The sequence below is a fragment of the Variovorax sp. GW823-FHT04F07 genome (assembly GCF_058795995.1).
In genome coordinates, this window is sequence record NZ_JBXAIG010000003.1 from 780,007 (window position 1) to 805,016 (window position 25,010).

The 25,010-nt window shown below is 69.0% G+C and carries 21 protein-coding genes; 6 read left to right on the forward strand and 15 right to left on the reverse strand.

Translation table 11 applies throughout. The annotated features are described in order from the left end of the window. Window positions 1–12: 12 nt before the first annotated feature. Window positions 13–5,763 (reverse strand): excinuclease ABC subunit UvrA, encoded by a 5,751-nt coding sequence (gene uvrA / locus AC1RAA_RS18935; protein WP_492730670.1) that lies wholly within the window; start codon window positions 5,761–5,763, stop codon window positions 13–15. A 185-nt stretch (window positions 5,764–5,948) separates the two neighbouring features. Here uvrA and AC1RAA_RS18940 point away from each other — a divergent pair, with 185 nt between their 5' ends. Next, entirely contained in the window at window positions 5,949–7,079 is a 1,131-nt protein-coding gene (locus tag AC1RAA_RS18940; RefSeq protein WP_390348393.1) for an ABC transporter substrate-binding protein, read from the forward strand. A gap of 16 nt (window positions 7,080–7,095) precedes the next feature. On the opposite strand, the gene AC1RAA_RS18945 is transcribed toward AC1RAA_RS18940, so the two are convergent. The 5 genes from AC1RAA_RS18945 to AC1RAA_RS18965 form a co-directional block, all read right to left on the reverse strand. Then, window positions 7,096–7,284 (reverse strand): hypothetical protein, encoded by a 189-nt coding sequence (locus tag AC1RAA_RS18945; protein ID WP_056577413.1) that lies wholly within the window; start codon window positions 7,282–7,284, stop codon window positions 7,096–7,098. Window positions 7,285–7,418: 134 nt separating this feature from the next. Further along, complete coding sequence (locus tag AC1RAA_RS18950; protein WP_062477354.1) at window positions 7,419–9,113, reverse strand: MFS transporter; 1,695 nt, start codon at window positions 9,111–9,113, stop codon at window positions 7,419–7,421. 213 nt (window positions 9,114–9,326) lie between these two features. After that, window positions 9,327–9,965 (reverse strand): 2-hydroxychromene-2-carboxylate isomerase, encoded by a 639-nt coding sequence (locus AC1RAA_RS18955; protein ID WP_492730668.1) that lies wholly within the window; start codon window positions 9,963–9,965, stop codon window positions 9,327–9,329. Next, window positions 9,962–10,231, reverse strand: a complete 270-nt coding sequence (locus tag AC1RAA_RS18960; protein WP_139701369.1) for a DUF1289 domain-containing protein — start codon at window positions 10,229–10,231, stop codon at window positions 9,962–9,964. The genes AC1RAA_RS18955 and AC1RAA_RS18960 overlap by 4 nt, the downstream gene beginning before the upstream one ends. Next, window positions 10,228–10,716 (reverse strand): YbaK/EbsC family protein, encoded by a 489-nt coding sequence (locus tag AC1RAA_RS18965; RefSeq protein ID WP_062477348.1) that lies wholly within the window; start codon window positions 10,714–10,716, stop codon window positions 10,228–10,230. Before AC1RAA_RS18965 ends, AC1RAA_RS18960 begins: the two co-directional genes overlap by 4 nt. A gap of 449 nt (window positions 10,717–11,165) precedes the next feature. Here AC1RAA_RS18965 and nirB point away from each other — a divergent pair, with 449 nt between their 5' ends. The 4 genes from nirB to AC1RAA_RS18985 are packed head-to-tail and all read left to right on the forward strand — an operon-like array spanning window position 11,166 to window position 16,677. Further along, complete coding sequence (nirB, locus tag AC1RAA_RS18970; protein WP_492730665.1) at window positions 11,166–13,685, forward strand: nitrite reductase large subunit NirB; 2,520 nt, start codon at window positions 11,166–11,168, stop codon at window positions 13,683–13,685. 24 nt (window positions 13,686–13,709) lie between these two features. Further along, window positions 13,710–14,051 carry a nitrite reductase small subunit NirD gene (nirD, locus tag AC1RAA_RS18975; RefSeq protein WP_492730663.1) on the forward strand — a complete coding sequence of 114 codons (342 nt, stop codon included), beginning with the start codon at window positions 13,710–13,712 and terminating at the stop codon, window positions 14,049–14,051. Between the two features lie 44 nt (window positions 14,052–14,095). Then, window positions 14,096–14,908 carry a formate/nitrite transporter family protein gene (locus tag AC1RAA_RS18980; RefSeq protein ID WP_062477339.1) on the forward strand — a complete coding sequence of 271 codons (813 nt, stop codon included), beginning with the start codon at window positions 14,096–14,098 and terminating at the stop codon, window positions 14,906–14,908. A gap of 17 nt (window positions 14,909–14,925) precedes the next feature. Continuing rightward, window positions 14,926–16,677: a bifunctional protein-serine/threonine kinase/phosphatase gene (locus AC1RAA_RS18985; RefSeq protein ID WP_492730661.1), complete on the forward strand. Its 1,752-nt coding sequence runs from the start codon at window positions 14,926–14,928 to the stop codon at window positions 16,675–16,677. Window positions 16,678–16,689: 12 nt separating this feature from the next. On the opposite strand, the gene AC1RAA_RS18990 is transcribed toward AC1RAA_RS18985, so the two are convergent. The 8 genes from AC1RAA_RS18990 to AC1RAA_RS19025 all read right to left on the reverse strand — a co-directional run bounded on the left by AC1RAA_RS18990 (window position 16,690) and on the right by AC1RAA_RS19025 (window position 23,660). Then, a complete protein-coding gene (locus tag AC1RAA_RS18990) occupies window positions 16,690–17,610 on the reverse strand; it encodes a hydroxymethylglutaryl-CoA lyase (RefSeq protein ID WP_492730659.1) in 921 nt (306 codons plus the stop codon). A 164-nt stretch (window positions 17,611–17,774) separates the two neighbouring features. Next, complete coding sequence (locus AC1RAA_RS18995; RefSeq protein ID WP_492730657.1) at window positions 17,775–18,071, reverse strand: acylphosphatase; 297 nt, start codon at window positions 18,069–18,071, stop codon at window positions 17,775–17,777. A gap of 9 nt (window positions 18,072–18,080) precedes the next feature. Further along, window positions 18,081–19,250, reverse strand: coding sequence for an acyl-CoA dehydrogenase family protein (locus tag AC1RAA_RS19000; protein ID WP_492730655.1), 1,170 nt, complete (start codon window positions 19,248–19,250; stop codon window positions 18,081–18,083). After that, entirely contained in the window at window positions 19,247–20,479 is a 1,233-nt protein-coding gene (locus AC1RAA_RS19005) for a CaiB/BaiF CoA transferase family protein (RefSeq protein ID WP_492730653.1), read from the reverse strand. Before AC1RAA_RS19005 ends, AC1RAA_RS19000 begins: the two co-directional genes overlap by 4 nt. Further along, window positions 20,476–21,489, reverse strand: a complete 1,014-nt coding sequence (locus AC1RAA_RS19010) for a Bug family tripartite tricarboxylate transporter substrate binding protein (RefSeq protein ID WP_492730651.1) — start codon at window positions 21,487–21,489, stop codon at window positions 20,476–20,478. The genes AC1RAA_RS19005 and AC1RAA_RS19010 overlap by 4 nt, the downstream gene beginning before the upstream one ends. A 24-nt stretch (window positions 21,490–21,513) precedes the next feature. After that, window positions 21,514–21,903, reverse strand: coding sequence for a cupin domain-containing protein (locus AC1RAA_RS19015; protein WP_095746917.1), 390 nt, complete (start codon window positions 21,901–21,903; stop codon window positions 21,514–21,516). After that, window positions 21,900–22,649, reverse strand: a complete 750-nt coding sequence (locus AC1RAA_RS19020; RefSeq protein ID WP_492730649.1) for an IclR family transcriptional regulator — start codon at window positions 22,647–22,649, stop codon at window positions 21,900–21,902. The genes AC1RAA_RS19015 and AC1RAA_RS19020 overlap by 4 nt, the downstream gene beginning before the upstream one ends. Window positions 22,650–22,739: 90 nt before the next feature. Then, window positions 22,740–23,660 (reverse strand): 2-hydroxyacid dehydrogenase, encoded by a 921-nt coding sequence (locus AC1RAA_RS19025; RefSeq protein ID WP_159272781.1) that lies wholly within the window; start codon window positions 23,658–23,660, stop codon window positions 22,740–22,742. A gap of 87 nt (window positions 23,661–23,747) precedes the next feature. Here AC1RAA_RS19025 and AC1RAA_RS19030 point away from each other — a divergent pair, with 87 nt between their 5' ends. Next, on the forward strand, window positions 23,748–24,062 hold the full coding sequence (locus tag AC1RAA_RS19030; RefSeq protein ID WP_119552476.1) for an EthD family reductase: 315 nt from the start codon (window positions 23,748–23,750) through the stop codon (window positions 24,060–24,062). Here the strand turns inward: AC1RAA_RS19030 and AC1RAA_RS19035 are convergent. Further along, a complete protein-coding gene (locus tag AC1RAA_RS19035; RefSeq protein ID WP_492730646.1) occupies window positions 24,040–24,891 on the reverse strand; it encodes a hypothetical protein in 852 nt (283 codons plus the stop codon). The genes AC1RAA_RS19030 and AC1RAA_RS19035 overlap by 23 nt on opposite strands. Window positions 24,892–25,010: the final 119 nt, after the last annotated feature.

Here is a 25,010-nt window from a genome sequence, read left to right on the forward strand (position 1 = left end):
CGCCTGCGCGCGTCAACGTGCCAACACGGCCTTAAGAGCTACGCCAGTGTGCGTACCCAATCGCACCACCTCCTCCGGCGGCGCCGCCGCCACGATGCGTCCGCCGGCGTTGCCGCCCTCGGGTCCGAGGTCGAGGATCCAGTCGGCTTCGGCGATCAGGTCGAGGTCGTGCTCGATCACCACCACGCTGTGGCCGCCGTTCACCAGCCGATGCAGCACGTGGATCAGCTTCTCGACGTCGGCCATGTGCAGGCCCACGGTCGGTTCGTCGAGCACGTACAGCGTGTGCGGCGCCTTCTGGCCGCGGCGCGTGATGTCGTCGCGCACCTTGCTGAGTTCGGTCACCAGCTTGATGCGCTGCGCCTCGCCGCCCGACAGGGTGGGCGACGGCTGCCCCAGCGTGAGGTAGCCCAGGCCCACGTCCTTCAGCAGTTGCAGCGGATGCGCGATGTTGGGCATGCTGGCGAAGAACTCGACCGCCTCGTCGACCTCCATCTTCAGCACATCGCCGATGCTCTTGCCGCGCCAGCTCACGGCCAGCGTCTCGGGGTTGAAGCGCGCGCCGTGGCAGACCTCGCAGGGCACCTTCACGTCGGGCAGGAAGCTCATCTCGATGGTGCGCACGCCCGCGCCTTCGCAGCCCGGGCAGCGGCCTTCGCCGGTGTTGAAGCTGAAGCGCGCCGGGCCGTAGCCGCGCGCCTTGGCCTCGAGCGTGTCGGCGAAGAGCTTGCGGATGGTGTCCCAGAAACCGATGTAGGTGGCGGGGCAGCTGCGCGGCGTCTTGCCGATGGGGGTCTGGTCGACCTCGAGCACGCGGTCGATGACCTCGTAGCCGTCGACGCCGCGGCAGCCGGTCCAGGCCGGGCGCTTGCCCGCGGCGTCGGCGTCGCGGCCGGCCTTGGTCATGCGCTGCACCACGATGCCCTGCACGCTGGCCAGCAGCACGTCGCGCGCGAGCGTCGACTTGCCCGAGCCGCTCACGCCCGTGACCACCACGAGGCGGTGCAGCGGCAGCGTGGCGGTCACATCCTGCAGGTTGTGCAGGTCGGCGCCGTGCACGGTGAGCCAGTTGCCGCTGTCTTCCGCCTTCGGATCGGGCGAGGGAATGAGGCGGCGCGCCTGCAGCGGGTGCTTGATGGCGTCGCGCAGGTAGCGGCCGGTCTGCGAATCGCCGGCCTTCTGGATGTCGGCCACCGTGCCCTCGGCCACGAGGCGCCCCCCGCGCTTGCCGGCGCTGGGGCCGATGTCGATGATGTGGTCGGCGCGCCGGATGGTGTCTTCGTCGTGCTCCACCACCACCAGCGTGTTGCCCTTCTCGCCGAGCTTGTGCAGCGCGTTCAGCAGGATCTGGTTGTCGCGCGCGTGCAGGCCGATGGTCGGCTCGTCGAGCACGTAGCACACGCCCTGCAGGTTGCTGCCCAGCTGCGCCGCCAGGCGGATGCGCTGCGCCTCGCCGCCCGAGAGCGTGGGCGCGCCACGGTCGAGCGTGAGGTAGCCCAGGCCCACCTCCTCGAGGAATTCGAGGCGGCTCTTGATCTCGGGCACGAGGTCGCGGGCGATCTCGGCTTCGCGGCCGTTGAGCACCAGCCCCTCGAACCACTGGCGCACCTCGGTCACGCTCATACGCGCCAGCTGCGTGATGCCGATGCCGCCCGAACCGTCGACCGCGGTGCCGAAGCCCACGGCGCGCGCGGTGGCGTTCAGGCGCGTGCCTTCGCAGGTCGGACAGGCCACGTCGGCGAGGTCTTCGACCTCGGGCTCGGCGAAGGTCTGCTCGCGGCCCTTGCTGTCGTCGTCGCGGATCGAATCGTCGAAGACCTTGCGCTGGTCCTTGCTGAGCTTCACGCCCGTGCCCACGCAGTCGGGGCACCAGCCGTGCTTGCTGTTGTAGCTGAACAGGCGCGGGTCGAGCTCGGCATAACTGGTGCTGCACACCGGGCAGGCGCGCAGCGTGGAGAACACCTGCACGCGGCCGATGCCCACGGCGGACACGCCGGCCATCATGGCGGCGCGCAGGCCGTCGAGTTCGCTCAGCACATGCACCACGCCCTTGCCATGCTCGAGCGCCCTGGTGAGCGCCGCGCGCAGTTCGTTCTCCTGCGAGGGCAGCACGTCGAGGCTGGCCACGGGCAGCTCGATGCTGTGTTCCTTGAAGCGGTCGATGCGCGGGAAGCCCGTGGTCGGCAGAAAGTCGCCATCCACGCGCAGGTGCGTGAAGCCGCGCGGACGCGCCCAGTCGGCCAGCTCGGTGTACACGCCCTTGCGGTTGCTCACCAGCGGTGCGAGCAGGCCGATGTGCTGGCCCTTGAAGTTGCGCATCAGCTGCGCGGCGATGCTGTCGGGCGTCTGCGGCTGCACGGCGGCGCCGTCGTGAATGCAGTGCTGGATGCCCAGCTTCACGTACAGCAGGCGCAGGAAGTGCCACACCTCGGTGGTGGTGCCCACCGTGCTCTTGCGGCCGCCGCGCGACAGGCGCTGCTCGATGGCCACCGTGGGCGGAATGCCGTACACCGCGTCCACCTCGGGCCGGCCCGCCGGCTGCACGATGCTGCGCGCATAGGCGTTGAGCGATTCGAGGTAGCGGCGCTGGCCTTCGTTGAACAGGATGTCGAAGGCCAGCGTCGACTTGCCCGAGCCGCTCACGCCCGTCACCACGCTGAACTTGCCGCGCGGAATGTCGACGCTGAGGTTCTTCAGGTTGTGCTCGCGCGCATTGACGATCTCGATGGCGTTGCCGCCGGGCGCGGTCTTCGCATTGGCGATGTAGCGCCGCGCGGCGCGCTCGGCCACCTTGTAGGCGCCCGGACCGACGGCGAGTTCGTAGTCGGCCAGCGCCGCGCCAGTGAGCGAGGCGCGGTTCTCGCGCAGCTGCTCGGGCGTGCCCTCGGCCACCACCTGGCCGCCGGCGTCACCGCCTTCGGGGCCGAGGTCGATGAGCCAGTCGCTGGCGCGGATCACGTCCAGGTTGTGCTCGATGACGATGAGCGAATGGCCCGCGTCGAGCAGCTTGCGCAGCGCGCGCATCAGACGCGCGATGTCGTCGAAGTGCAGGCCGGTGGTCGGCTCGTCGAACAGGAACAGCGTGCCCTTGCGCGCCACCATCTGGCGGCTCGCGGTCGCGCTCTTGGCCGCCTCGGCCAGGAAGCCCGCGAGCTTCAGGCGCTGCGCCTCGCCGCCCGACAGCGTGGGCACGGGCTGGCCGAGCTTCACGTAGTCCAGGCCCACGTCGACGATGGGCTGCAGCACGCGCAGCACGTCGCGGTCGGTGTCGAACAGCGCCGCGGCCTCGGCCACGGTGAGCTCCAGGATGTCGGCCACGTTGTAGCCCTTGGCCTTGCGCTCGATCTTCACTTCGAGGATCTCGGGCCGGTAGCGCTTGCCGTCGCAGTCGGGGCAGCGCAGGTACACGTCGGACAGGAACTGCATCTCGACGTGCTCGAAGCCCGAGCCGCCGCAGGTCGGGCAGCGCCCGTCGCCGGAATTGAAGCTGAACTTGCTCGCGGTGTAGCCGCGCTGGCGCGACAGCGCCGCGGTGGCGAAGATTTCGCGGATGGCGTCCCACGCGCCCACGTAGCTCGCGGGGTTGGAGCGCGCGGTCTTGCCGATGGGCGACTGGTCGACGAAGACCACGTCGCCCAGATGATCGGCGCCGAGCATGCGGTCGTGCGCGCCCGGCGTCTCGGTGGCCTTGCCGAAGTGGCGCATGAGCGCGGGCGCCAGCACGTCCTGGATGAGGGTGGACTTGCCCGAGCCGCTCACGCCGGTCACGCACACGAGGCGCGCGAGCGGAAAGTCGACCGTGATGTTCTTCAGGTTGTGCTCGCGCACGCCTTCGAGGATGAGCCGGTGCGTGTTCTCGCTCACGAGCCGCTTGAAGCCCATGCCGATTTTCTTGCGCCCGCCCAGGTACTGGCCGGTGAGCGTGTCGGCGTCGCGCAGCTGGTCGGTGCCGCCGTCGAACACGATCTGCCCGCCGCGCGCGCCGGGGCCGGGCCCCATGTCGATCACGCGGTCGGCCGCGAGCATCACGGCCGGGTCGTGCTCCACCACCACCAGCGTGTTGCCGGCATCGCGCAGGCGCAGCATGGCCTCGGTGATGCGGTTCATGTCGCGCGGGTGCAGGCCGATGCTGGGCTCGTCGAGCACGAACAGCGTGTTCACCAGCGAGGTGCCCAGCGCCGTCGTGAGGTTGATGCGCTGCACCTCGCCGCCGCTGAGCGTGCGGCTCTGGCGGTCGAGCGTGAGGTAGCCGATGCCCACGTCGTGCAGGTAGCGCAGGCGGGTGGTGATCTCTTCGAACAGCAGCTTCAGCGCTTGGGCTTCCCCTTCGCTCGCGGGGCTGCCGTTGCCGTGGTGCTCCACGCGATCGAAGAACTTGCGCAGCCGTTCGATGGGCAACAGCATCAGGTCATGCAGGCACAGGCCGGGCAGCGCCTCGAGTTGCGCGCGGCTCCACTTCGCGCCGGTGGGCAGGAAGCGCTTTTCAGGCGGCAGCACGGCGTCGGCGTCGTCCTTGCTGCCGATGCGCCACAGCAGCGGGTCGAGCTTCAGGCGCGCGCCGCTGCACACGGGGCACGGCGTGTAGCTGCGGTACTTCGACAAGAGCACGCGGATGTGCATCTTGTAGGCCTTGCTCTCCAGGTAGCCGAAGAAGCGGCGCACGCCGTACCACTGCTTGTTCCAGTTGCCGTCCTTGTAGTTGGGCGTGCCCTCGATCACCCAGTGCTTCTGCTCCTCTGTGAGCTTGTTCCACGGCGTGTCGCGCGGAATGCCGGCGGCCTCGGCGTGGCGCATGAGGTCGTCCTGCGCCTCTTTCCACGCGGGCGTCTGGATGGTCTTGATCGCGCCGGCGCGCAGCGTGAGCTTGTCGTTCGGGATCACGAGCCCCAGGTCGACGCCGATCACGCGGCCGAAGCCGCGGCAGGTGTCGCAGGCGCCCACCGCCGAGTTGAACGAGAACATCGACGGGATGGGGTCGGTGTAGCGGATGTCGCTCTCGGGGCAGTGCAGGCCGGTGGAGAACTTCCACACGTCGGTCGGTGCGTTTTCCTCGGCGCCGGTCGCATGCACGGTGACCCGGCCGCTGCCGCGCTTGAGCGCCACCTCGATGGCTTCGACCACGCGCGCGCGCTCCGCGCTCGAGATGCGGAAGCGGTCGGCCACCACGTCGAGCACCTTGCGCGGACCGGTGGGCGTGGCCACCTCGCGTTCGGCCTGCACGCGCGTGAAGCCGCTGGCCGACAGCCACTGCGTCACTTCGTCCGCCGTGGTGCCGGCCGGCAGCTCGACCGGGAAGGTGATGACGATGCGCGGATCGCCCGCGGCCGCCGCGCGCTCGGCGATCTGCGCATAGATGCTGTCGGGCGAGTCGTGGCGCACCGGCAGCGCGGTCTCGCGGTCGAACAGCTGGGCCGCGCGCGCGTAGAGCAGCTTCAGGTGGTCGTTCAGCTCGGTCATCGTGCCGACCGTGGAGCGCGAGGAGCGCACCGGATTGGTCTGGTCGATGGCGATGGCGGGCGGCACGCCCTCCACCTTGTCGACGGCGGGCTTGTCCATGCGGTCCAGGAACTGGCGCGCATAGGCGGAAAAGGTCTCCACGTAGCGGCGCTGGCCTTCGGCGTAGAGGGTGTCGAACACGAGGCTCGACTTGCCCGAGCCGCTGGGCCCGGTGACCACGGTCATCTCGCCGGTGCGGATGTCGAGGTCGAGGTTCTGGAGGTTGTGCTGGCGCGCGCCGCGAATCCGGATGGAGCCCTGTGTCATGAGTGCCTTGGGGGGTGGGGCAAACATTCTAGGGAGTGCTTCGTGACGCTTTCGCCCACCCCGGCGCATGGGCGGCGCCCGCGCAGGGGTTTGTCTGGATGCGTCCAAAGACACTTTATGAAACAAATGCGACATTTGTTTTCACAATTGTTCAGCGAGTCTCCCGAAGGCTCCGAAAGGCTTTCATGACGAAGAAGAAAGTGGCAGGTTCACGGCACGCGATCGGCGTGGCGGCCCTGCTGGCGCTGTGCGCGATGGGCGCCTCCGCCCAGATCGTGATCGGCCAGACCGCCGGCATGACCGGCTCGGTGGCCGCCAGCGTGAACGAGACCATCGGCGGCGCGCAACTGGTGATCGACGCGGCCAATGCCCAGGGCGGCATCCACGGCGAGAAGATCGAGGTCATCCGCATGGACGACGCCTTCGACGTCAAGCGCGCGGGCGATAACGCGCGCGTGCTGATCGAGGACAAGAAGGTGCTCGCGCTCTTCATGAGCCGCGGCACGCCGCACTCGCAGGCCATCATCCCGTACCTGGACAAGAACGAGGTGGCGCTCATCGGCCCCTCGACCGGCGCGATGGTGCTGCACAAGCCACTGCAAAAGCACGTGTTCAACGTGCGCGCCACCTACCAGCGCGAGGCCGAGAAGGCGGTGCAGCACCTGCTGACCATCGGCCTGACGCGCATCGCCGTGGTCCACGTGACCGACTCGTTCGGCGCCGACGCGCTGCAGGGTGCGATGAACGGCTTCACCAAGGGCAAGGCCCAGCCGATCGCGACCGTGCCGGCCGACCGCGAGAAGCCCGACTACAAGACCATCGTGCCCGCCATCATGAAGGCCGACGCGCAGGCGGTGGTGTGGATCGGCTCGGGCGTGGCGGTGGTCGACGGCATCAAGGCGCTGCGCGCCGCGGGCTCGGCGGCGCAGGTGGTCACGCTGTCGAACAACGCCTCGTCGGGCTTCATCAAGCAGCTGGGCGACGCCAGCCGCGGCGTGATCGTGACGCAGGTGTTCCCCAGCGAACGCTCGATGGGCCAGCCGATGGTGAAGGAGGCGCTGACGCTGGCCCGCGCCAAGGGCCAGGGCGAGCTGTCACCGGCCGCGCTCGAAGGCTTCGCATCGGCCAAGGTGCTGGTGGAGGCATTGCGCCGCGCGGGCCCCAAGCCCACGCGCGCCAAGGTGCTCGCGGCGCTCGAAAGCCTCAAGGGCTACGACCTGGGCGGCGGGCTCGAGGTGAGCTACTCGCCGCAGGACCACAGCGGCATCGACTTCGCGGACCTCGCGATCATCAGCGAAGGCCGCTTCAAGCGCTGACGCGCGCCCCGTTGCGTTACTTCGCGGCGGAGGCCGCGGCGGCCGGGGCCGACGCGCCAGGCGCCGGCGTGGCCGCCGGTGCGGGGGCGTGCGTCGTGTCGCCGCCGTGCTTCTCGCCGGACATGTCGATCTTGTCGCCGCCCATCGAAATCACATACAGGGCAATGGCGGCGAAGATGACGAAGCCGACTACGATTTTCCACATGGGTACTGTCTCCTGAGAAGGTGAAACGGGGGATGAAGAGGGTTCAAGAAAAAGGCCTCATGCCGCGGGGCATGAAGCCTCTTTGTTGAACGGAGGGCAGCCGCCGCGCGGCCCCCTCCAGATGCCGCCGAGGATCAGTCGTTGGCGTAGATGTCCACGTCCTTGGTCTCGCGGATGAACAGCGTGCCGATCACCAGCGTGATGCCCGCGATGATGATCGGGTACCACAGGCCGTTGTACATGTTGCCGGTCGAGGCCACGATGGCGAAGGCGGTGGTCGGCAGCAGGCCGCCGAACCAGCCGTTGCCGATGTGGTACGGCAGGCTCATCGAGGTGTAGCGGATGCGCGTGGGGAACATCTCGACCAGCATCGCGGCGATCGGGCCGTAGACCATGGTCACCAGCAGCACCAGCCAGAACAGCAGCACGATGGTCAGCACCTTGTTGATCTTGGCGGGGTCGGCCTTGGACGGGTAGCCGGCAACCTTCAGGTCTTCGGCCACGCCCTTCTTGAAGGCGGCGATGGCCTTGACGCTGGTCTCGTCGAACTTGGAGTTCGCGACCACGCCGGTGGGCGCCTCGACGGTCTTGTCGCCGATCTTCACGACGGCCGCGGAGCCGGGTGCGCCGGCCACGTTCTCGTAGCTCACCGAGTTCTGCACGAGGTAGCGCTTGGCGATGTCGCACGAGCTCTTGAAGTCGATCTCGCGGGCCACCGGGTTGCCCTGGAACGAGCAGGTCTTCGGGTCGGCCGTCACGGTGACGCCGGCCGTGGCTTGCGCGCGGGCCAGGTCGGGGTTGGCGGCTTCGGTCAGCATCTTGAAGACCGGGAAGTAGGTGACCACGGCCAGCAGGCAACCGGCCATGATGATCGGCTTGCGGCCGATCTTGTCGGACAGCGTGCCGAACACCACGAAGAAGGGCGTACCGAGCAGCAGCGCGGCGGCGATCATCAGGTTGGCCGTGGTCGCATCGACCTTGAGCTGCTGCGTCAGGAAGAACAGCGCATAGAACTGGCCCGAGTACCAGACCACGGCCTGGCCGGCCGTGAGGCCGATCAGCGCCAGGATCACGATCTTCAGGTTCTTCCACTGGCCGAAGGATTCGGCGAGCGGTGCCTTCGAGGTCTTGCCCTCGGCCTTCATCTTCTGGAAGGCCGGCGACTCCGACAGCGTCAGGCGGATCCACACCGAGATGGCCAGGAGCAGGATGGAGACCAGGAACGGAATGCGCCAGCCCCACTCGCCGAAGGCCTGCTCACCGAGCCAGGTGCGCACGCCCAGGATCACGATCAGGCTCAGGAACAGGCCGAGCGTGGCCGTGGTCTGGATCCACGAGGTGTAGGCACCGCGCTTGCCGTGCGGCGAGTGCTCGGCCACGTAGGTGGCAGCACCGCCGTACTCGCCGCCGAGCGCCAGGCCCTGCAGCATGCGCAGCGCGATCAGGATCACCGGCGCCGCGACGCCGATGGTCGCGTAGCTGGGCAAGAGGCCGACGATGAAGGTCGACAGGCCCATGATCAGGATGGTCACCAGGAAGGTGTACTTGCGACCGATCATGTCGCCCAGGCGGCCGAACACGATGGCGCCGAACGGACGCACCAGGAAGCCGGCGGCAAACGCCAGCAGCGCGAAGATGAAGGCTGCGCCCGCATCCAGGCCGCTGAAGAACTGCTTCGCGATGATCGCGGCGAGCGAACCGTACAGATAGAAGTCGTACCACTCGAACACGGTGCCGAGCGAGGAGGCGAAGATGACCTTCTTCTCCTCCGCGGACATGGGCCGGGGGGCCGGATGCGGCACTCCCCTTGAATCTAGCGTGGCTGCCATCGTCGTCTCCTGGTGTGTATGTATGCGTCCATCGGTTCCCGGCATTCGGGACCGTGGGGCATTCTTGGAGGCGCGACTGACCCGAGGCTTTCGCGAAACTGAACGGGCGCTTACGGTTTAGGGTGAAACCCGCGCTGCTCGTTTCAGCTTGTAAGAAACAAGGACCCTGCGCGGGTTTGTCCTCAGTCCTTGCTGCGAAGCAGCAAAAAAGCCTCAGCCCTTGCGCAGCAACGAGGGCCGCTGGTCGGCGCCGGTCCATTGCGGGCCGTCGAACCAGGCATCGCCCTGCAGGTAGGCGCGCAGCATCGCCAGGCCGTCGAAGCCCCAGAACAAGCGCCCGTCGACCACGTAGCACGGCACGCCGAACACGCCCTGCGCCACGGCCTCGTCGGTGTTGCGCTTGAGCAGGGCCTTGTTGTCGTCGCCGTTCACGTCGCGCTTCGGTGGCAGCTGCGCGGTGAGCGTAGCCAGCCGCGTGGCATCGCCCGCCTCTTCGCCGCCGCGCCACACATGGCGAAAGAGGGTCTCGGCCGCGAGGCGGCTGATGCTGCCGTCGTCGCCCGTGGCCACGGCCAGGCGCAGGTGCGGCAGCGGGTTGTAAGGGTGCGAGGCCGGCATCTCGATGGGGATGCCGTGCGCCTGGCCCAGCCACAGCACGTGGCGGTAGGTCCAGCTGCGCTTCGAAGGAATCTCGGCCGGGCCGAGCTGGCCGTGGTGCTTGAGCAGCGCGCCCAGCAGCACCGGCTTGTAGGCCACGCTCACGCTCAGGCCTTCGAGCGCCTCGGGCAGGTGCTCGAACGTCAGGTGCGCGTAGGGCGAGATGAAATCGAGATAGAAGTCGATGTGCTTCATGCGTCGTGGTCTCCTGTGGTGGGTTCGGGCACGCGCCAGATGCCGGCCTGGGCCCGCAGTTCGATCGCGCGCCACACCTGGCGGCGGCTGTCGTCTTCCATCTTGCTCCAGCCGGCGATCTCGGGGATGGTGCGCAGGCACCCTTCGCAGAAGCCGCTCAGGCGGTCCATGCGGCACACCGACGAGCACGGCGAGGGCACCTCGCCTTCCGTGCGCTGCACGGTCCCGGCGCGCTCGGCGAGCGCATGCGCTTCGTCGAAGTTCACACCACGTCGGCCACCGGCGCGCCGGTGAGCTTCTCGAGATCGGTCGGGTGCAGCTGGAACACCGCGTGCGGATGGCCCGCGGCGGCCCAGATCTCCTCGAAGCGGAACAGCTCGCGATCGATCAGCACCACGGGCTTGGTCACGTGCCCCACCGGCGACACGCCGCCGATGGTGAAGCCGGTGCGCGCCTTCACGAAGTCGGCGTCGGCGCGGCCGGTCTTGCCGACGATGGCATCAACCTTCTTCTCGTCGACGCGCTTGTCGCCCGAGGTGATGACCAGCACCGCCGCCTCGTCGCTCTTGCGGCGGAAGATGATGCTCTTGGCGATCTGCCCGACCGAGATGCCGAGCGCGTCGGCGGCCTGCTGCGCGGTGCGGCAGGCGTCGTCGAGCATGCGGGGCGCATGGGGATGGCCGGCGTCCTGCAGCACGCGGGAGACGCGCTGGACACCTTCAGGGAGGGAATGGAGTTCGGAGCCGCACATGGCAAGTTCTTCGAGGTTCGTGGGGGCGTTCGCCCTGCGTTGCAAGGCCCCGAGCATACGGAAAAGCCCCGCGCACCGGCGCCGCCGCCCCCTTGCGCCCCTCCACCCCGGCGCACCAATGCGGAGAGCGCCAGCGCACGACGCCCGTGCGCGGCGTGCCGGCCCCGGTCCGTTTTCGGTGCGCCATCGGCCGATGAGGCCCGCCGCACGGGATTTTGAGCGCGGCACGCTTATTGCTGAACACGGTGGCGACCCACCGGCCTCTGCGGCGGGTTCGCAATGCCTCCGCTAACGACGGCGGGGTTCAAGCGCACCGATGGCCGCCCGCCGCCGGTTCGTCTGCTCCAACCCATTTCGCATCCGTTCCGTCGCGGGGGCCCCAACGACGCGGTCTGTTCGACAGCGGCTGCGGGGGCGCCTTCCAGGGCCGGTTGCGTGCAGGACCCCCAATGAAGATCGCAGTCATCGGCCACGGCATGGTCGGCCACAAGTTCCTCGAGCAACTCCACACGCTCGGCATTCCCGGCGCACAGGTCACCGTGCTGTGCGAAGAGCCACGCCCGGCCTACGACCGGGTGCACCTGTCCGAGTATTTCTCCGGCAAGACGGCCGACGACCTGTCGCTGGTCGAGCCCGGCTTCTTCGAGCGCAGCGGCTTCACGCTGCGCCTGGCCGCGCGGGCCGTGGCCGTCGAGCGGCGCAACAACACCGTGACCACGGCCGACGGCGAGGTGATCGCCTACGACAAGCTGGTGCTCGCCACCGGCTCCAACCCCTTCGTGCCGGCCGTGCCGGGCCGCGACCGGCCGAACTGTTTTGTCTACCGCACCATCGAGGACCTGGACGCCATGAAGGCCTGCGGCGCCAGGTCGCGCAGCGGCGTGGTGGTGGGCGGCGGCCTGCTGGGCCTGGAATGCGCCAAGGCGCTGCGCGACATGGGCCTGGAAACGCACGTCGTCGAGTTCGCGCCGCGCCTGATGGCGGTGCAGGTCGACGAAGGCGGCGGCCGTGCATTGCGCGGCAGCATCGAGGCGCTGGGCCTGCACGTGCACACCGGCCGCAACACGGTGGAGATCACCGACGGCGCGAGCGCGCGGCACCGCATGGTGTTCGCCGACGGCACGCACCTGGAGACCGACATGATCGTGTTCTCCGCCGGCATCCGTCCGCGCGACGAACTCGCACGCCAGAGCCTGCTGGCCGTGGGTCCGCGCGGCGGCGTGGCGATCGACAGCCACTGCCGCACCAGCGACCGCAACGTCTACGCCATCGGCGAATGCGCGGCGTGGAACGAACAGACCTTCGGCCTCGTCGCGCCGGGCTACGACATGGCGCGCGTGGCCGCGCGCCACATCGCCGGCCAGGACGACGCCGCCTTCACCGGCGCCGACCTGAGCACCAAGCTCAAGCTGATGGGCGTCGACGTGGCCAGCATCGGCGACGCGCACGGCAAGACGCCGAAGTCGCGCGCCTACCAGTACATCGACGAGCGCAAGCAGGTCTACAAGAAGATCGTGGTCAGCGAAGACGGCAAGCAGCTGCTGGGCGCGGTGCTGGTCGGCGACGCCACCGAGTACGGCACGCTGCTGCAGCTGGCGCTCAACGGCATCGCGCTGCCCGACGAGCCCGAGTTCCTGATCCTGCCGTCGAGCGACGGCAAGGCCAAGCCGGGCCTGGGCGTCGATGCGCTGCCCGACAGCGCGCAGATCTGCTCGTGCAACAGCGTCACCAAGGGCCAGATCTGCGAGGCCGTGGGCCAGGGCGTGTGCACGCCCGCCGAGATGAAGGCCTGCACCCAGGCCGGCGCCACCTGCGGCGGCTGCGTGCCGCTGGTCACGCAGGTCATGAAGATGGAAATGGCCAAGCGCGGCATGGCCGTGAACAACCACCTGTGCGAGCACTTCCCCTACTCGCGCCAGGAGCTGTACCACCTCATCCGCGTGGGCGAGATCCGCAGCTTCACCGACCTGCTCTCCAAGCACGGCAAGGGCCTGGGCTGCGACATCTGCAAGCCGACCGCCGCGAGCATCTTCGCCTCGTGCTGGAACGAGTTCGTGCTCAAGAAAGACCTGGCCGGCCTGCAGGACAGCAACGACTACTTCCTGGGCAACATCCAGAAGGACGGCACCTACTCCGTGGTGCCGCGCATGCCGGGCGGCGAGGTCACGCCCGAGGGCCTGATCGCCGTGGGCCAGGTCGCAAAGAAGTACGGCCTGTACACCAAGATCACCGGCGGTGCGCGCGTGGACATGTTCGGCGCGCGCGTCGAGCAGCTGCCGGCCATCTGGGAAGAACTCATCGCCGCCGGCTTCGAGTCGGGCCATGCCTACGGCAAGTCGCTGCGCACGGTGAAGAGCTGCGTGGGCTCCACCTGGTGCCGCTACGGCGTGGACGACAGCGTGGGCCTGGCCGTGGAACTGGAGAACCGCTACAAGGGCCTGCGCGCACCGCACAAGATCAAGTTCGGCGTGTCGGGCTGCACCCGCGAATGCGCCGAGGCGCAGGGCAAGGACGTCGGCATCATCGCCACCGACAAGGGCTGGAACCTCTATGTGTGCGGCAACGGCGGCATGAAGCCGCGCCATGCCGAGCTGCTGGCGAGCGACCTGAGCAAGGCCGACCTCATCCGCATGATCGACCGCTTCCTGATGTTCTACGTGCGCACGGCCGACCGCCTGCAGCGCACCAGCACCTGGCGCGAGAACCTCGAGGGCGGCCTCGACTACCTCAAGGGCGTGCTGCTGCAGGACACGCTGGGCCTGGGCGCCGAGCTCGAGGCGCAGATGCAGCACGTGGTCGACACCTACCAGTGCGAATGGAAGACCGCGGTGAACGACCCCGCCACGCGCCAGCGCTTCCGCTCCTTCGTGAACAGCGAGAAGCCCGACGAGCACATCGTCTTCGTGCAGGAGCGCGGCCAGAACCGCCCCGCGCGCCCCGAAGAGCGCCGCGAGACCAGCGCCGCCTGAGCGACCGACAACGAAGGAAACCCCATGACCACCGACACCCTGAACTGGACCGCCGTGTGCGCCGCCGGCGACATCCTCCCCGACATCGGCGTGTGCGCGCTGGTCGACGGCGTGCATGTCGCGATCTTCCGCGTCGGCCAGGAGCCCTCGCTCTTCGCCATCGACAACGTCGACCCGAAGGCCGGCGCCAGCGTGCTCTCGCGCGGGCTGGTCGGCAGCCTGGGCGATCGCATCGTCGTGGCCTCGCCGCTTTACAAGAACCACTTCGACCTGCGCAGCGGCGAATGCCTGGAGGCGCCCGAGCACTCGGTGCGCGCGCATGCGGTGCGCGTCGAAGACGGCCGCGTGCTCGTCGCGCTGGCCTGACGCCGCCCTCTTCCCTTTTTTCAGCCTCTCTCCAAGGACCCCGAATGGCCTACCTCGCCCCTGCCGAATTCGTGACCAAGATGGTCGACGCCGGTGAATCCAAGCTGCTGATGTCCACGCGCGACACGCTGATCCGCTCGTACATGGCCGGCGCCATCCTCGCGCTGGCCGCGGCCTTCGCCGTGAGCATCACCGTGAACACCGGCAATGCGCTGGTCGGCGCCATGCTGTTCCCGGTCGGTTTCATCATGCTGTACCTGCTGGGCTTCGACCTGCTCACGGGCGTGTTCACGCTGGCGCCGCTGGCCGTGCTCGACAAGCGCCCCGGCGCCACCTGGGGCGGCGTGATGCGCAACTGGAGCCTGGTGTTCGTGGGCAACTTCGCGGGCGCGCTCACGGTCGCGGTGTTCATGGCGATCATCTTCACCTTCGGCTTCAGCGAAGCGCCCAACGCCATCGGCGAGAAGCTCGGCCACATCGGCGAAGGCCGCACCGTCGGCTATGCGGCGCACGGCGCGGCCGGCATGCTCACGCTGTTCATCCGCGGCGTGATGTGCAACTGGATGGTCTCGACCGGCGTGGTCGCGGCCATGATGTCGACCACCGTGTCGGGCAAGGCCATCGGCATGTGGATGCCCGTGATGGTCTTCTTCTACATGGGCTTCGAGCACTCGATCGTCAACATGTTCCTGTTCCCCGCCGGCCTGATGCTGGGCGGCAAGTTCACCTTCATGGACTACCTGATCTGGAACGAACTGCCCACCGTGATCGGCAACCTCGTCGGCGGCCTGACCTTCGTGGGCCTCACGCTGTACGCCACGCACTACAAGACGGCGGCCAAGCGCGTCGCCGGCTGAGCCACCGCATTGTTCGCATGCCCGCGCCGCCGCGCAAGCAGCTGCGCGTGACGCTCGGCCAGCATTCGCTGGCGGGGCTTCACGCGCCGGTCAACCAGGACTTCCACGGCGCCATGCTGCCCGAGGGCGCGCTGCTTCTTTCCAAGGGCATCGCCGTGGCGCTGGCCGACGGCATCGGCTCCAGCCGCGTGAGCCAGGTGGCAAGCGCGGCGGCCGTGCGCGGCTTTCTCGACGACTACTACGCCACCTCCGACACCTGGTCGGTGCAGCGCGCGGCGCAGCGCGTGCTGGGCGCCACCAACGCCTGGCTGCATGCGCAGACGATGCGCAGCGACGCGCGCTTCGACAAGGACAGCGGCTACGTCTGCACCTTCAGCGCGCTGATCCTCAAGGGCCGCGACGCGCACCTGCTGCACGTGGGCGACGCGCGCATCCACCGGCTGCACGCCGGCGCGCTCGAACAGCTCACCGAGGACCACCGCGTGCGCGTGTCGTCGGTGGAGTCGTACCTCGGGCGCGCGCTGGGCGCGGGCACCCATGTGGAGATCGACCATCGCTGCTGGCAAGCCGAGGTGGGCGAGGTCTACCTGCTGGCCACCGACGGCGCCTACACGCACCTGGACGCCGCCGCCGTGCATGAGGCGCTGGCGCTGCATGCCGACGACTTCGACGAAGCAGCACGCTGGCTCGCGGAAACCGCGCGCACCCGGGGCAGCACCGACGACATCACGGTGCAGCTGCTGCGCATCGACGAGCTGCCCGACGCCGCCGCCCCGCCCGCACAACTGCAGCGCGAAGGCCTGGCGATGCCGCCGGCGCTGGCGCCGCGGGCCTGCTTCGAGGGCTTCAGCCTCGTGCGCGAGCTGCACATGAGCGCGCGCAGCCACGTCTACCTGGCCACCGACGACGCCACCGGCCAGCCCGCCGTGCTGAAGCTGCCGTCGGTCGACCTGCGCGACGACCCCGGCTACCTCGACCGCTTCGTGCTCGAGGAATGGGTGGCGCGGCGCATCGACAGCCCGCACGTGCTCAAGGCCAGTGCCGTCGAGCGCCCGCGCGCGCACCTGTACGTGGCCATGGAGTACGTGGACGGCCACACGCTCGCGCAGTGGATGGTCGACCACCCCCGGCCCGACCTGGACAGCGTGCGCGGCATCGTCGCGCAGCTCGCGCGCGGGCTGCAGGCGCTGCACGGCAAGGAGATGCTGCACCAGGACCTGCGGCCCGAGAACGTGATGATCGACCGCACCGGCACCGTGAAGATCATCGACCTGGCCGCGACCCACGTGGCCGGCCTGGCCGACGGCAGCGGCGAGGCCCGCGCGCTCGCCATCGAAGGCACGCTGCAGTACACCGCGCCCGAGTACTTCACCGGCCACGGCGGCAGCGCGCGCTCCGACCTGTTCTCGCTGGCCGCGATCGTCTACCAGATGCTGTGCGGCCAGCTGCCCTACGGCCTGCAGGTGTCGCGCATCCGCACGCAAGCCGATGTGGGGCGCCTGCGCTATGTGCCGGTGCGCCACCTGCGGCCCGAGCTGCCCGCGTGGGTCGATGCCGTGCTGCAGAAGGCGCTGCACCCGCAGGCCGCGAAGCGGCAGCAGGCGGTGTCGGAGTTCGCGCACGACCTGCGCGCGCCGGGCCCGGAGTTCTGGAGCGCGCGGATGCCGCCGCTGATCGAGCGCCGCCCGGTGCTCTTCTGGCAGTGCACCACCGTGCTGCTGGCCGCGGCGGTGGTGGTGCTGCTCGGGCTGCGTGCCTTCGGGCGCTGAGAAGAAAAAAACTCAGCCCGCGCGCTTGGTGCGGATCGCCTTCGAGGCGCGCGAGTTCGGCTCGCGGCCCAGCGCTTCGCTGATGTACACGCCCGCGTCGATGAGCTTGTCCAGGTCGATGCCGGTCGCGATGCCCATGCCGTGCAGCATGTAGACCACGTCTTCGGTCGCCACGTTGCCCGTCGCGCCCTTGGCGTAGGGGCAGCCGCCCAGGCCCGCCGAGGACGACTGGAAATTCCACACGCCCAATTCGAGCGCCGCCAGCGTGTTGACCAGCGCCTGCCCGTAGGTGTCGTGGAAGTGGCCGGAGATGGCATCGACATCGAAGTGCGCCAGCGTGGCCTCCATGGCCGCCTGCACCTTGCGCGGCGTGCCCACGCCGATGGTGTCGGCCACGTCCACGCGCTGCACGCCGATGCCCTTCATCAGTTGCGCAAGGTAGCCGACCTTGGCCGGCGCGATCTCGCCTTCGTAGGGGCAACCCACGGTGCACGACATGGCGCCGCGCACGGCGATGCCCTTGGCGCGCGCCGCCTCGACCACGGGCGCGAAGCGCTCGATGCTCTCGGCGATCGAGCAGTTGATGTTCTTCTGGCTGAAGGCCTCGCTCGCGGCGCCGAACACCACGATCTCGTCGGGCCACTCGTCGCGCGGCGCGGCAATGGCGGCCTCGAAGCCCTTCATGTTGGGCGTGAGCACCGAGTAGAGAACGCCCGGCTTGCGCTGGATGCCATGCATCACTTCGGCGTTGTCGGCCATCTGCGGCACCCACTTGGGCGAGACGAAGCTGGTGACCTCGATCTCCTTCAGGCCGGCGTCCTGCAGGCGGTGCACGAGGCCGATCTTGACTTCGGCGGAGACGGGTTGCTTTTCGTTCTGGAGGCCGTCGCGCGGACCGACGTCGACGAGCTCGACCTGGGTGGGGAGTTTCATGGGATGTCTCTTGTGTCGCTGTCGCGGGAGGATGATGAAAAACCGGCTTCGATTGTCCGACACATGGGCTTGCGCTGCTTGGTACACAAGTCGCGGAAGGTAGCAATGCGCGCCACAGCGGTTGCAAATGGTGCCAACCGGTCGGCCCCGCAGGAAAACAGCCGCTAGACGGTTTCGCGCTGCGCGAAGCCGTCGGGCAGATCGCTCGCGGCGTCGGCCTCGCTCACATCGACCGCCTCCACGCGCGCACCGGCCGGCCCCTGGCGCGCCCAGTGCACCAGCGCCTCGACCGCATCGGGCTCGCCGGCCACGAGCGCTTCGACCTTGCCGTCGCGCCGGTTGCGCACCCAGCCGCGCACGCCGAGCCGCTGCGCGGCCTGCACCATCGACCAGCGATAACCCACGCCCTGCACGAGGCCGTGGACGACGAGATGGCGGGTGATGGTGGCGTGTGGGTTCATGGGCAGTGGTCAGTACGACTTCGGCAGCCCCAGTGCCTTTTCGGCGATGAAGTTCAGGATCATCTGCGGGCTGACCGGCGCGATGCGCGGGATGTAGCTCTCGCGCAGCAGGCGCTCGACATGGTATTCCTTCGCGTAACCCATGCCACCCAGCGTGAGCACGGCGTTCTGGCAGGCGTCGTGCGCCGCCTCGGCCGCGAGGTACTTGGCGGCGTTGGCCTCGATGCCGCAGGGCTCGCCCGCGTCGTACAGCGTGGCGGCCTTGAGCATCATCAGGTCGGCCGCCTCCAGGTTGGCCCAGGCGCGCGCGAGCGGATGCGCCACGCCCTGGTTCTGGCCGATAGGCCGGCCGAAGACGACGCGCTCCTGCGCGTACTGCGAAGCGATGCGCAGCGCGGCGCGGCCGATGCCGATGGCTTCGGCCGCGATCAATATGCGCTCGGGATTCAGGCCGTGCAGGATGTATTCGAAGCCCCGGCCTTCCTCGCCGATGCGGTCTTCTTCGGGCACTTCGAGGCCGTCGATGAAGAGCATGTTGGAGTCGACCGCCGCGCGGCCGAGCTTGTGGATCTCGCGCACCTCGACCTTGCTGCGGTCCAGCGCCGTGTAGAACAGCGTGAGGCCCTGCGTGGGCTTCTTCACCTGGTCCAGCGGCGTGGTGCGCGTGAGGATCAGCATGCGGTCGGCCACCTGCGCGGTCGAGATCCAAATCTTGCGGCCGTGCAGCACATAGCTGCCGTTCGGCTGGCGCACCGCCTGCGTCTTGAGGCTGGTGGTGTCGAGCCCCGCGTCGGGTTCGGTCACGGCGAAGCAGGCCTTCTCGGTGCCTGCGATCAGCGGTGGCAGGAAGCGCTGGCGCTGTTCCTCCGTGCCGAACACCACCACCGGGTTGAGCCCGAAGATGTTCATGTGCACCGACGACGCGCCCGACATGCCCGCGCCCGACGCGCTGATGGCACGCATCATCAGCGCCGCCTCGGTGATGCCCAGCCCCGCGCCGCCCTGCGCCTCGGGCATGGCGATGCCGAGCCAGCCGCTGTCGGCGACGGCACGGTGGAATTCGTGCGGGAACACGGCGCGGTCGTCGTGGTCGCGCCAGTAGTCGACGGGGAAGTCTTCGCACAGGCGCTCGATGGCCGCGACGAGCGAGCGCTGGTCTTCGTTCAGGGAGAAATTCATTCGCTGTCTTTCATGGGGTCCGGCTGCAGCGTGACGCCGCGCGCGAGCATGTCGGCTATGGCTTCTTCCGCGTAGCCCGCTTCGCGCAGCAGCTCGACGCTCTGCTCGCCGATGCGCGGCGCGGGCCGGCGGATCGCTGCGGGCGTGGCGCTGTAGCGGCCGACGGGCGCGAGCGTGCGGATGCGGCCTTCGCTCGGGTGATCGAACTCGGGGAAGAAATCGACGGCGCGCAGGTGCGGGTCGTCGAGCAGGCTCTCGGTGGTGTGCAGGCGCGCGACGGGGATGTCGGCGGCTTCGAGCAGCGCCATCCATTCGTCGCTGCCGCGCGTGGCCATCACCTCGGCCACGAACGCATAGACCGCGCCGATGTTCGCGGCGCGCGCCGTGTGCGTGCCGAACATCGGCGAGCTGCGCAGCTCGGGCCGGCCGATCACGTCGAAGAAGGCTTGCCAGTGCTTGTCGTTGTAGATGAGCACGCCGAGGTAACCGTCGGCCGTGGCGTAGGGCTTGCGGTGCTCCGCGAGCAGGCGCGCGTAGCCGGTGGGCCCGAGCGGCGGCTCGAAGCTGTGGCCGCCGAGGTGGTCGCCCATCACGAACTGAGAGAGCGCCTCGAACATCGGCACTTCCACCGCCTGGCCTTTGCCGGTGCGCTGCGCGCTGAGCACGGCAGCGAGCAGCGCGATGGCGGCCTGCAGGCCCACGGCGCGGTCGGCCAGCGTGACGGGCGCGTAGCGCGGTGCCCCGCCGCTTTGCTGCGCGAAAAGCGAGGCGACGCCGGCCGCGCCCTGGATCAGGTCGTCGTACGCAGGCTTGCCGGCGTACGGGCCTTCTTCGCCGTAGCCGAAGGCGCCGAGGTAGACGATCTTCGGATTGACCGCGGCCACGGCCTCGTAGCCGAGCCCCAGCCGCGCCATCGCCTGTGGGCGCGTGTTGTAGATGAGCGCATCGCAGCCCGCCGCAAGCCGCAGGCAGGCCTCGCGGCCTTCGGGCTGCTTGAGGTCGAGCACGATGGAGCGCTTGTTGCGGTTCAGGTGCATCGCCATCGCACCCATGCCCGCATGGCGCATCGGGCCGACGGCACGCAGGTTGTCGCCCGACGGCGGTTCGACCTTGATGACGTCGGCGCCGAGGTCGCCGAGCGTCTGCGTGGCGTACGGGCCCATCACCACGGCCGTGAGGTCGAGGATGCGGATGCCTTCAAGGGGGCCGAGAGAACCGGTCGTGCTCATTCGGGTTGGATGCCCGCAGCCTGGATCAGCTTCTTCCACTTCGCCAGCTCGGACACGGTGAACGCCCCGAGCTCTTCCGGCGTGCTGCCGAATGCATCGAAGCCCAGCTTCGTCACGCGCTCGCGAAACGCCGCGCCGTTCGCCATGTCCGCGAGCGCCTTGTTGAGCTTGAGCACGACATCGCGCGGCGTGCCGGCCGGCGCGAACACGCCGTTCCACGAGGTGATGTCGAAGCCCTTGAGCTCGGGCGTGTCGGCCAGCGGCGGCAGTTCGGGAAAGAGCTTGGTGCGCTCCTGCGTGGTGACCGCAATCGCGCGCATCTTGCCGGCCTTGACCGTGGCGAGCCCCGCGGCGAGGTCGACCACCATCATCGACACCTGCCCGCCGATGAGGTCGGCGATGGCCGGCGGCGTGCTCTTGTAGGGCACGTGCAGCATCGGGATGCCGCTCATGCGCGACAGCGTGGCGCCGCTCACGATGCCGGTGCTGTTGCCGCTCGCATAGGTCAGCTTGCCCGGATGCGCGCGGCCCCAGGCCAGCAGCTCGGCCACGCTCTTCACAGGCAGGTCGTTGTTCACCACCAGCATGAACGGCAGGTTGCCCATGCGGCTGACGGGCGCGAAGTCTTTCACCGGGTCGTAGGGCAGCGACTTCATCAGGCTCGGGTTGGCCGAGTGCGTGGTGTTGGTGGTCATGAAGAGCGTGTAGCCGTCAGGCGGCGCCTTGGCCACCAGCTCGGCCGCGATCACGCCGCTGGCGCCGGCCCGGTTGTCGACGATCACCGAGGCCTTGAGCGCCTCGCCCAGCATCTGCGCGGTGATGCGCGCCACCGCGTCGGTGCCGCTGCCGGCGGCGAAGGGCACGACGAGCTTGATCGGCTGCTTCGGGTAGCCGCCGTCCTGCGCGAAGGCCCAGGGCACGGCGCCCGCCAGGCCCGCCGCAGCGCCGATGGAAATGAAACGGCGGCGGCTTTCCACCGCGACTGTTTCTGTCGCGTTCTTCGTCTGCATGGTTGTGTCTCCGGGGGTTGTCGTTCAGGGCCGGATCACGCGCTCCGGCGATTCCTCGTACGGCGGGCTGTAGATCACCAGCACGCGCACCGGCTCGTCGCTCACCACCGTGAAGGTGTGCATTGCGTCGGCCGGAAAAAAGCAGCTGTCGCCAGGATGCAGCTCCTGCCGCTGGCCGCCCACCTCGGCGACCGCGCGGCCTTCGAGCATGTAGCAGACCTGTTCGATGCCCGGGTGCGCATGCGGCAGCGCGCCCTTGCCCTTCTGGATGTGGCCCACCAGCACCTCGAGCTGCTTCGCACCCACCGTCTCGGGACCGATCAGGCGCTTGTTCAGCGTGCCGGTGTGGTTGGCGGGGTGGTAGCCGGTGATCTCGTCCTCGCGGACGAAGTAGCGCGCAGCGGTGGCAGTCATCGGGGGCTTTCTGTCTTGGGTTCGATCGCCAGGCAGGCCGAGCGCAGCATCGCGGCGATGTCGTCGATGCGCGCTTCCATGCGGTAGCGCGGGCCGGCCACCGAGATCGCGTAAGCCTCGCCGCCGATGCGCAGCGGCCAGGCCAGGCCGATCAGGTCGGGAATGCTTTCGCCGAGGTTGCCGTACCAGCCGCGCGCGGCGCCACGCTGCAGCTCGGCCTCGATGGCCTCGGCGGTGGTGAGCGTGGCGTCGGTCAGCGGCGCGAGCGTCATGCCCTCGAGCAGCTTGCGGCGCGCCTCGGGCGCGAGCGTGGACAGCAGCGCGCGGCCCAGCGAGTTGGCGTACGCGGGGCGCGTTTCGCCCGACTCGGCCGTGTAGCGGATGCGCTGCGGCGCGCTCAGCACGTCGAGATAGACGACGTGCTCGGCATCGCGGAACTTGCCGAACACCACCGTTTCGCAGGCGGCGTCGCGCAGTTCCTCGAGCGTGGCCTTCACCCGGTCGAGCACCGGGTCGTGCGCGGCGATGACCTGCGCCATGGCGAGCAGCCGGCCCGTCGGGTAGTAGCCCTGGCGGCGGCCGGTCTCGTACATGTAGCCCTGCTCTTCGAGCGTGCGGATCAGGCCCAGGCAGCTGGACACCGGCATGTCGAGCAGCCGCGCCATCTCGGACAGGGCCAGCGGCTGCTTCTCCCGGGCGAAGAGCTCGACGATCTCGATCACGCGGAACGCTGTTTTCACAACCATGAAGAAATTTTCTCGTATGTGAAAAACAAAAGCGTCGGGGTTTTCCCCCGCCGGCCGCGTGTCAGCCGGACCGTCGTCGGCGCCGGGCCGTCAGTAGCCGCGGACGGGATCGACGATGCCGGCGATCGGCAGGCCCTGCTCCATCGCGCGGATCTTCCCGGCGATCTGGGCGATGGACTCCTCGCGCAGCGTGCGCGCCGAGCCGTGCGGCGTGACGGTGATCTTCGGGTGGCGCCAGAAGGCATGGTCGGCCGGCAGCGGCTCGACCTGGAACACGTCGAGCGTCGCGCCCGCGAGCTGTCCGGCGTCGAGCATCGGGATCAGGTCGTCTTCGACCAAGTGGCCGCCGCGCGCGATGCTGATGAGGTAGCCCTCGGGCTTGAGCTTGCCCAGCGTGGTGCGGTTCAGGATGCCGCGCGTGGCCTCGGTCAGCGGCAGCAGGTTGACCAGCACGCGCGTGGAGGCCAGGAACTCGTCGAACTGCGCCTCGCCGCTGAACACCTGCACGCCGTCGAGCGCCTTGGGCGAACGGCTCCAGCCGAGCACCGGAAATTCGAACTGCGCCACCGCCTTGGCCACGCGCTCGCCGAGCACGCCCAGGCCCATGATGCCGACCGGAAAGTCGCGCCGCAGCTTCGGCTTGCGGTAGCTCCACTTGCCCTCGCGCGCATCGGCCTCGTACACGTCGAACTCGCGGAAGTGGCGGATGAGCGTGTGGCACACGTACTCGGCCATCTGCACCGACATGCCCGCGTCGTCCAGGCGCACGATGCGCGTGTGCGCCGGCACCTTGAGCTTGAGCAGCGCATCGACGCCCGCGCCGATGTTGAACAGGCCGCGCAGGTCGGGTTGCTCGTCGAGGAACTGCTGGGGCGGTGCCCACACCACGCCGTGGTCGGCCTGCGGCGCGCCGGGCGTCCAGGCTTCGATGGTGGCTTCGGGGAGTTCGGCCTTCAGGCCATCGATCCAGGGATCGGGACGGTTGTCGGTGAGGTAGACGGAGATTCGCATGGGCGCCATCTTAGAAGCCACCGGCTTGTTGCGTCGCGCGCCATCTCCTATGCTCGACCGCATTCAGCCACCCAGGAGACACCTTCCATGATCAAAGTCAGCGTGATGTACCCCCACACCCCCGGCGCGCGGTTCGACCACGACTACTACCGCGACCAGCACATGCCGATGCTCAAGGCCCGCATGGGCGACGCCTGCCTCTCGTACACCATCGACAAGGGCCTGGGCGGCGGCGCACCGGGCGCGCCGCCCACGTATGTCGGCATGTGCCACGTGTTCGCCGAATCGGTCGAGTCCTTCCAGAAGGCCTTCGGCCCGCACGTGAAGGAGATCATGGGCGACGTGAAGAACTACACCGACATCGCGCCGGTGATGCAGATCAGCGAAGTGGTGGTGGGCTGACGGGCTCCTGCCCCAGGTCTTTCGGAACGCGGGCCATCAACCCCACGCCCGGCACATAGCCCCGGTCCGCTTCGTCGAACTGCGTCGGGTCGACACTCCACGCATCGGCAAGCGCCGTGACGTCCTCTTCGCCGGGCATGACGCTGCGGCCACTCGGGCGGACCGGCCGGCCGGCGTCGCGCCGCGACATGCCTGAGGCGACCAGCGCGTCCTTGCGCGCCATCTCTTCCTCGAGCAGTTCCGAGAGCCGGTCGCGCGCGTCGACCGGCGACAGCCCGCTGAGCACGGCGAAGCCCAGCGCGGCTTCCTCGGCGCTCTGTGCACCCACGTTGGCATAGACCTCGCCGCTGCTGCCCGCATAGCTGAACTGCCGCCCAGGCTCGCCGCGCCTTGCGCGCGCCCAGGCGACGAAGTCGGCGACACGGTGGCTGCCGAAGAACTGCGCTTCGCCGAAATGCTCCTTCAGGCGCGTGAAGATCACGTCGAAGGCCTGCCCGATGCCTTCGAGGCGGTCCTCCGGGTACACGGCGGGATACGGCAGGCCGCCCCCCACGAGCAACACCCAGCCGTCGACGGGCGGTGACGCAAACACCCAGGGGGCCTGGCCGTCGAACACCCGGCGGTAGGCCGCCGCGATGCCGGTGTGCCAGTTGGCCGGCCCTTCGGACGCCCACCCGAGGGCATCGAGCACTTGTGCGGGGTCCGAGGCTCGCACGGCAAACCAGCAGACCTTGTAGCCGAAGGGCTCCGGCAGGTCCGGGGTCGCGTCGAACTGCGGCGGAGGTGCCTCGACGGGTGGCGCGGGCGGGTTCCGTGGTGGGCGCTTCAAGGGCTTCGGCGGCGTCGGGGGCGCCGAGGCCCATGGGGCGGCGATCAACCGTTCCATGGGCTGGGCGGGTTTGACGTCGAAGGTGTAGCGCAGTGCAGGGGGCGCTGCGGGCGGTGGCG

Bases quoted from the DNA above. Each gene is read 5' to 3' on its own strand.
- AC1RAA_RS18945 (WP_056577413.1), bottom strand. From the start codon at position 7,284: ATGTGGAAAATCGTAGTCGGCTTCGTCATCTTCGCCGCCATTGCCCTG.
- AC1RAA_RS18980 (WP_062477339.1), top strand. From the start codon at position 14,096: ATGGCCTACCTCGCCCCTGCCGAATTCGTGACCAAGATGGTCGACGCC.
- AC1RAA_RS19005 (WP_492730653.1), bottom strand. From the start codon at position 20,479: ATGAGCACGACCGGTTCTCTCGGCCCCCTTGAAGGCATCCGCATCCTC.
- AC1RAA_RS19025 (WP_159272781.1), bottom strand. From the start codon at position 23,660: ATGCGAATCTCCGTCTACCTCACCGACAACCGTCCCGATCCCTGGATC.
- AC1RAA_RS19015 (WP_095746917.1), bottom strand. From the start codon at position 21,903: ATGACTGCCACCGCTGCGCGCTACTTCGTCCGCGAGGACGAGATCACC.
- AC1RAA_RS18990 (WP_492730659.1), bottom strand. From the start codon at position 17,610: ATGAAACTCCCCACCCAGGTCGAGCTCGTCGACGTCGGTCCGCGCGAC.
- uvrA (WP_492730670.1), bottom strand. From the start codon at position 5,763: ATGACACAGGGCTCCATCCGGATTCGCGGCGCGCGCCAGCACAACCTC.
- nirD (WP_492730663.1), top strand. From the start codon at position 13,710: ATGACCACCGACACCCTGAACTGGACCGCCGTGTGCGCCGCCGGCGAC.
- AC1RAA_RS19010 (WP_492730651.1), bottom strand. From the start codon at position 21,489: ATGCAGACGAAGAACGCGACAGAAACAGTCGCGGTGGAAAGCCGCCGC.
- AC1RAA_RS19020 (WP_492730649.1), bottom strand. From the start codon at position 22,649: ATGGTTGTGAAAACAGCGTTCCGCGTGATCGAGATCGTCGAGCTCTTC.
- AC1RAA_RS19000 (WP_492730655.1), bottom strand. From the start codon at position 19,250: ATGAATTTCTCCCTGAACGAAGACCAGCGCTCGCTCGTCGCGGCCATC.
- AC1RAA_RS18995 (WP_492730657.1), bottom strand. From the start codon at position 18,071: ATGAACCCACACGCCACCATCACCCGCCATCTCGTCGTCCACGGCCTC.
- AC1RAA_RS18950 (WP_062477354.1), bottom strand. From the start codon at position 9,113: ATGGCAGCCACGCTAGATTCAAGGGGAGTGCCGCATCCGGCCCCCCGG.
- AC1RAA_RS18985 (WP_492730661.1), top strand. From the start codon at position 14,926: ATGCCCGCGCCGCCGCGCAAGCAGCTGCGCGTGACGCTCGGCCAGCAT.
- AC1RAA_RS18955 (WP_492730668.1), bottom strand. From the start codon at position 9,965: ATGAAGCACATCGACTTCTATCTCGATTTCATCTCGCCCTACGCGCAC.
- AC1RAA_RS18940 (WP_390348393.1), top strand. From the start codon at position 5,949: ATGACGAAGAAGAAAGTGGCAGGTTCACGGCACGCGATCGGCGTGGCG.
- AC1RAA_RS19030 (WP_119552476.1), top strand. From the start codon at position 23,748: ATGATCAAAGTCAGCGTGATGTACCCCCACACCCCCGGCGCGCGGTTC.
- AC1RAA_RS18965 (WP_062477348.1), bottom strand. From the start codon at position 10,716: ATGTGCGGCTCCGAACTCCATTCCCTCCCTGAAGGTGTCCAGCGCGTC.
- nirB (WP_492730665.1), top strand. From the start codon at position 11,166: ATGAAGATCGCAGTCATCGGCCACGGCATGGTCGGCCACAAGTTCCTC.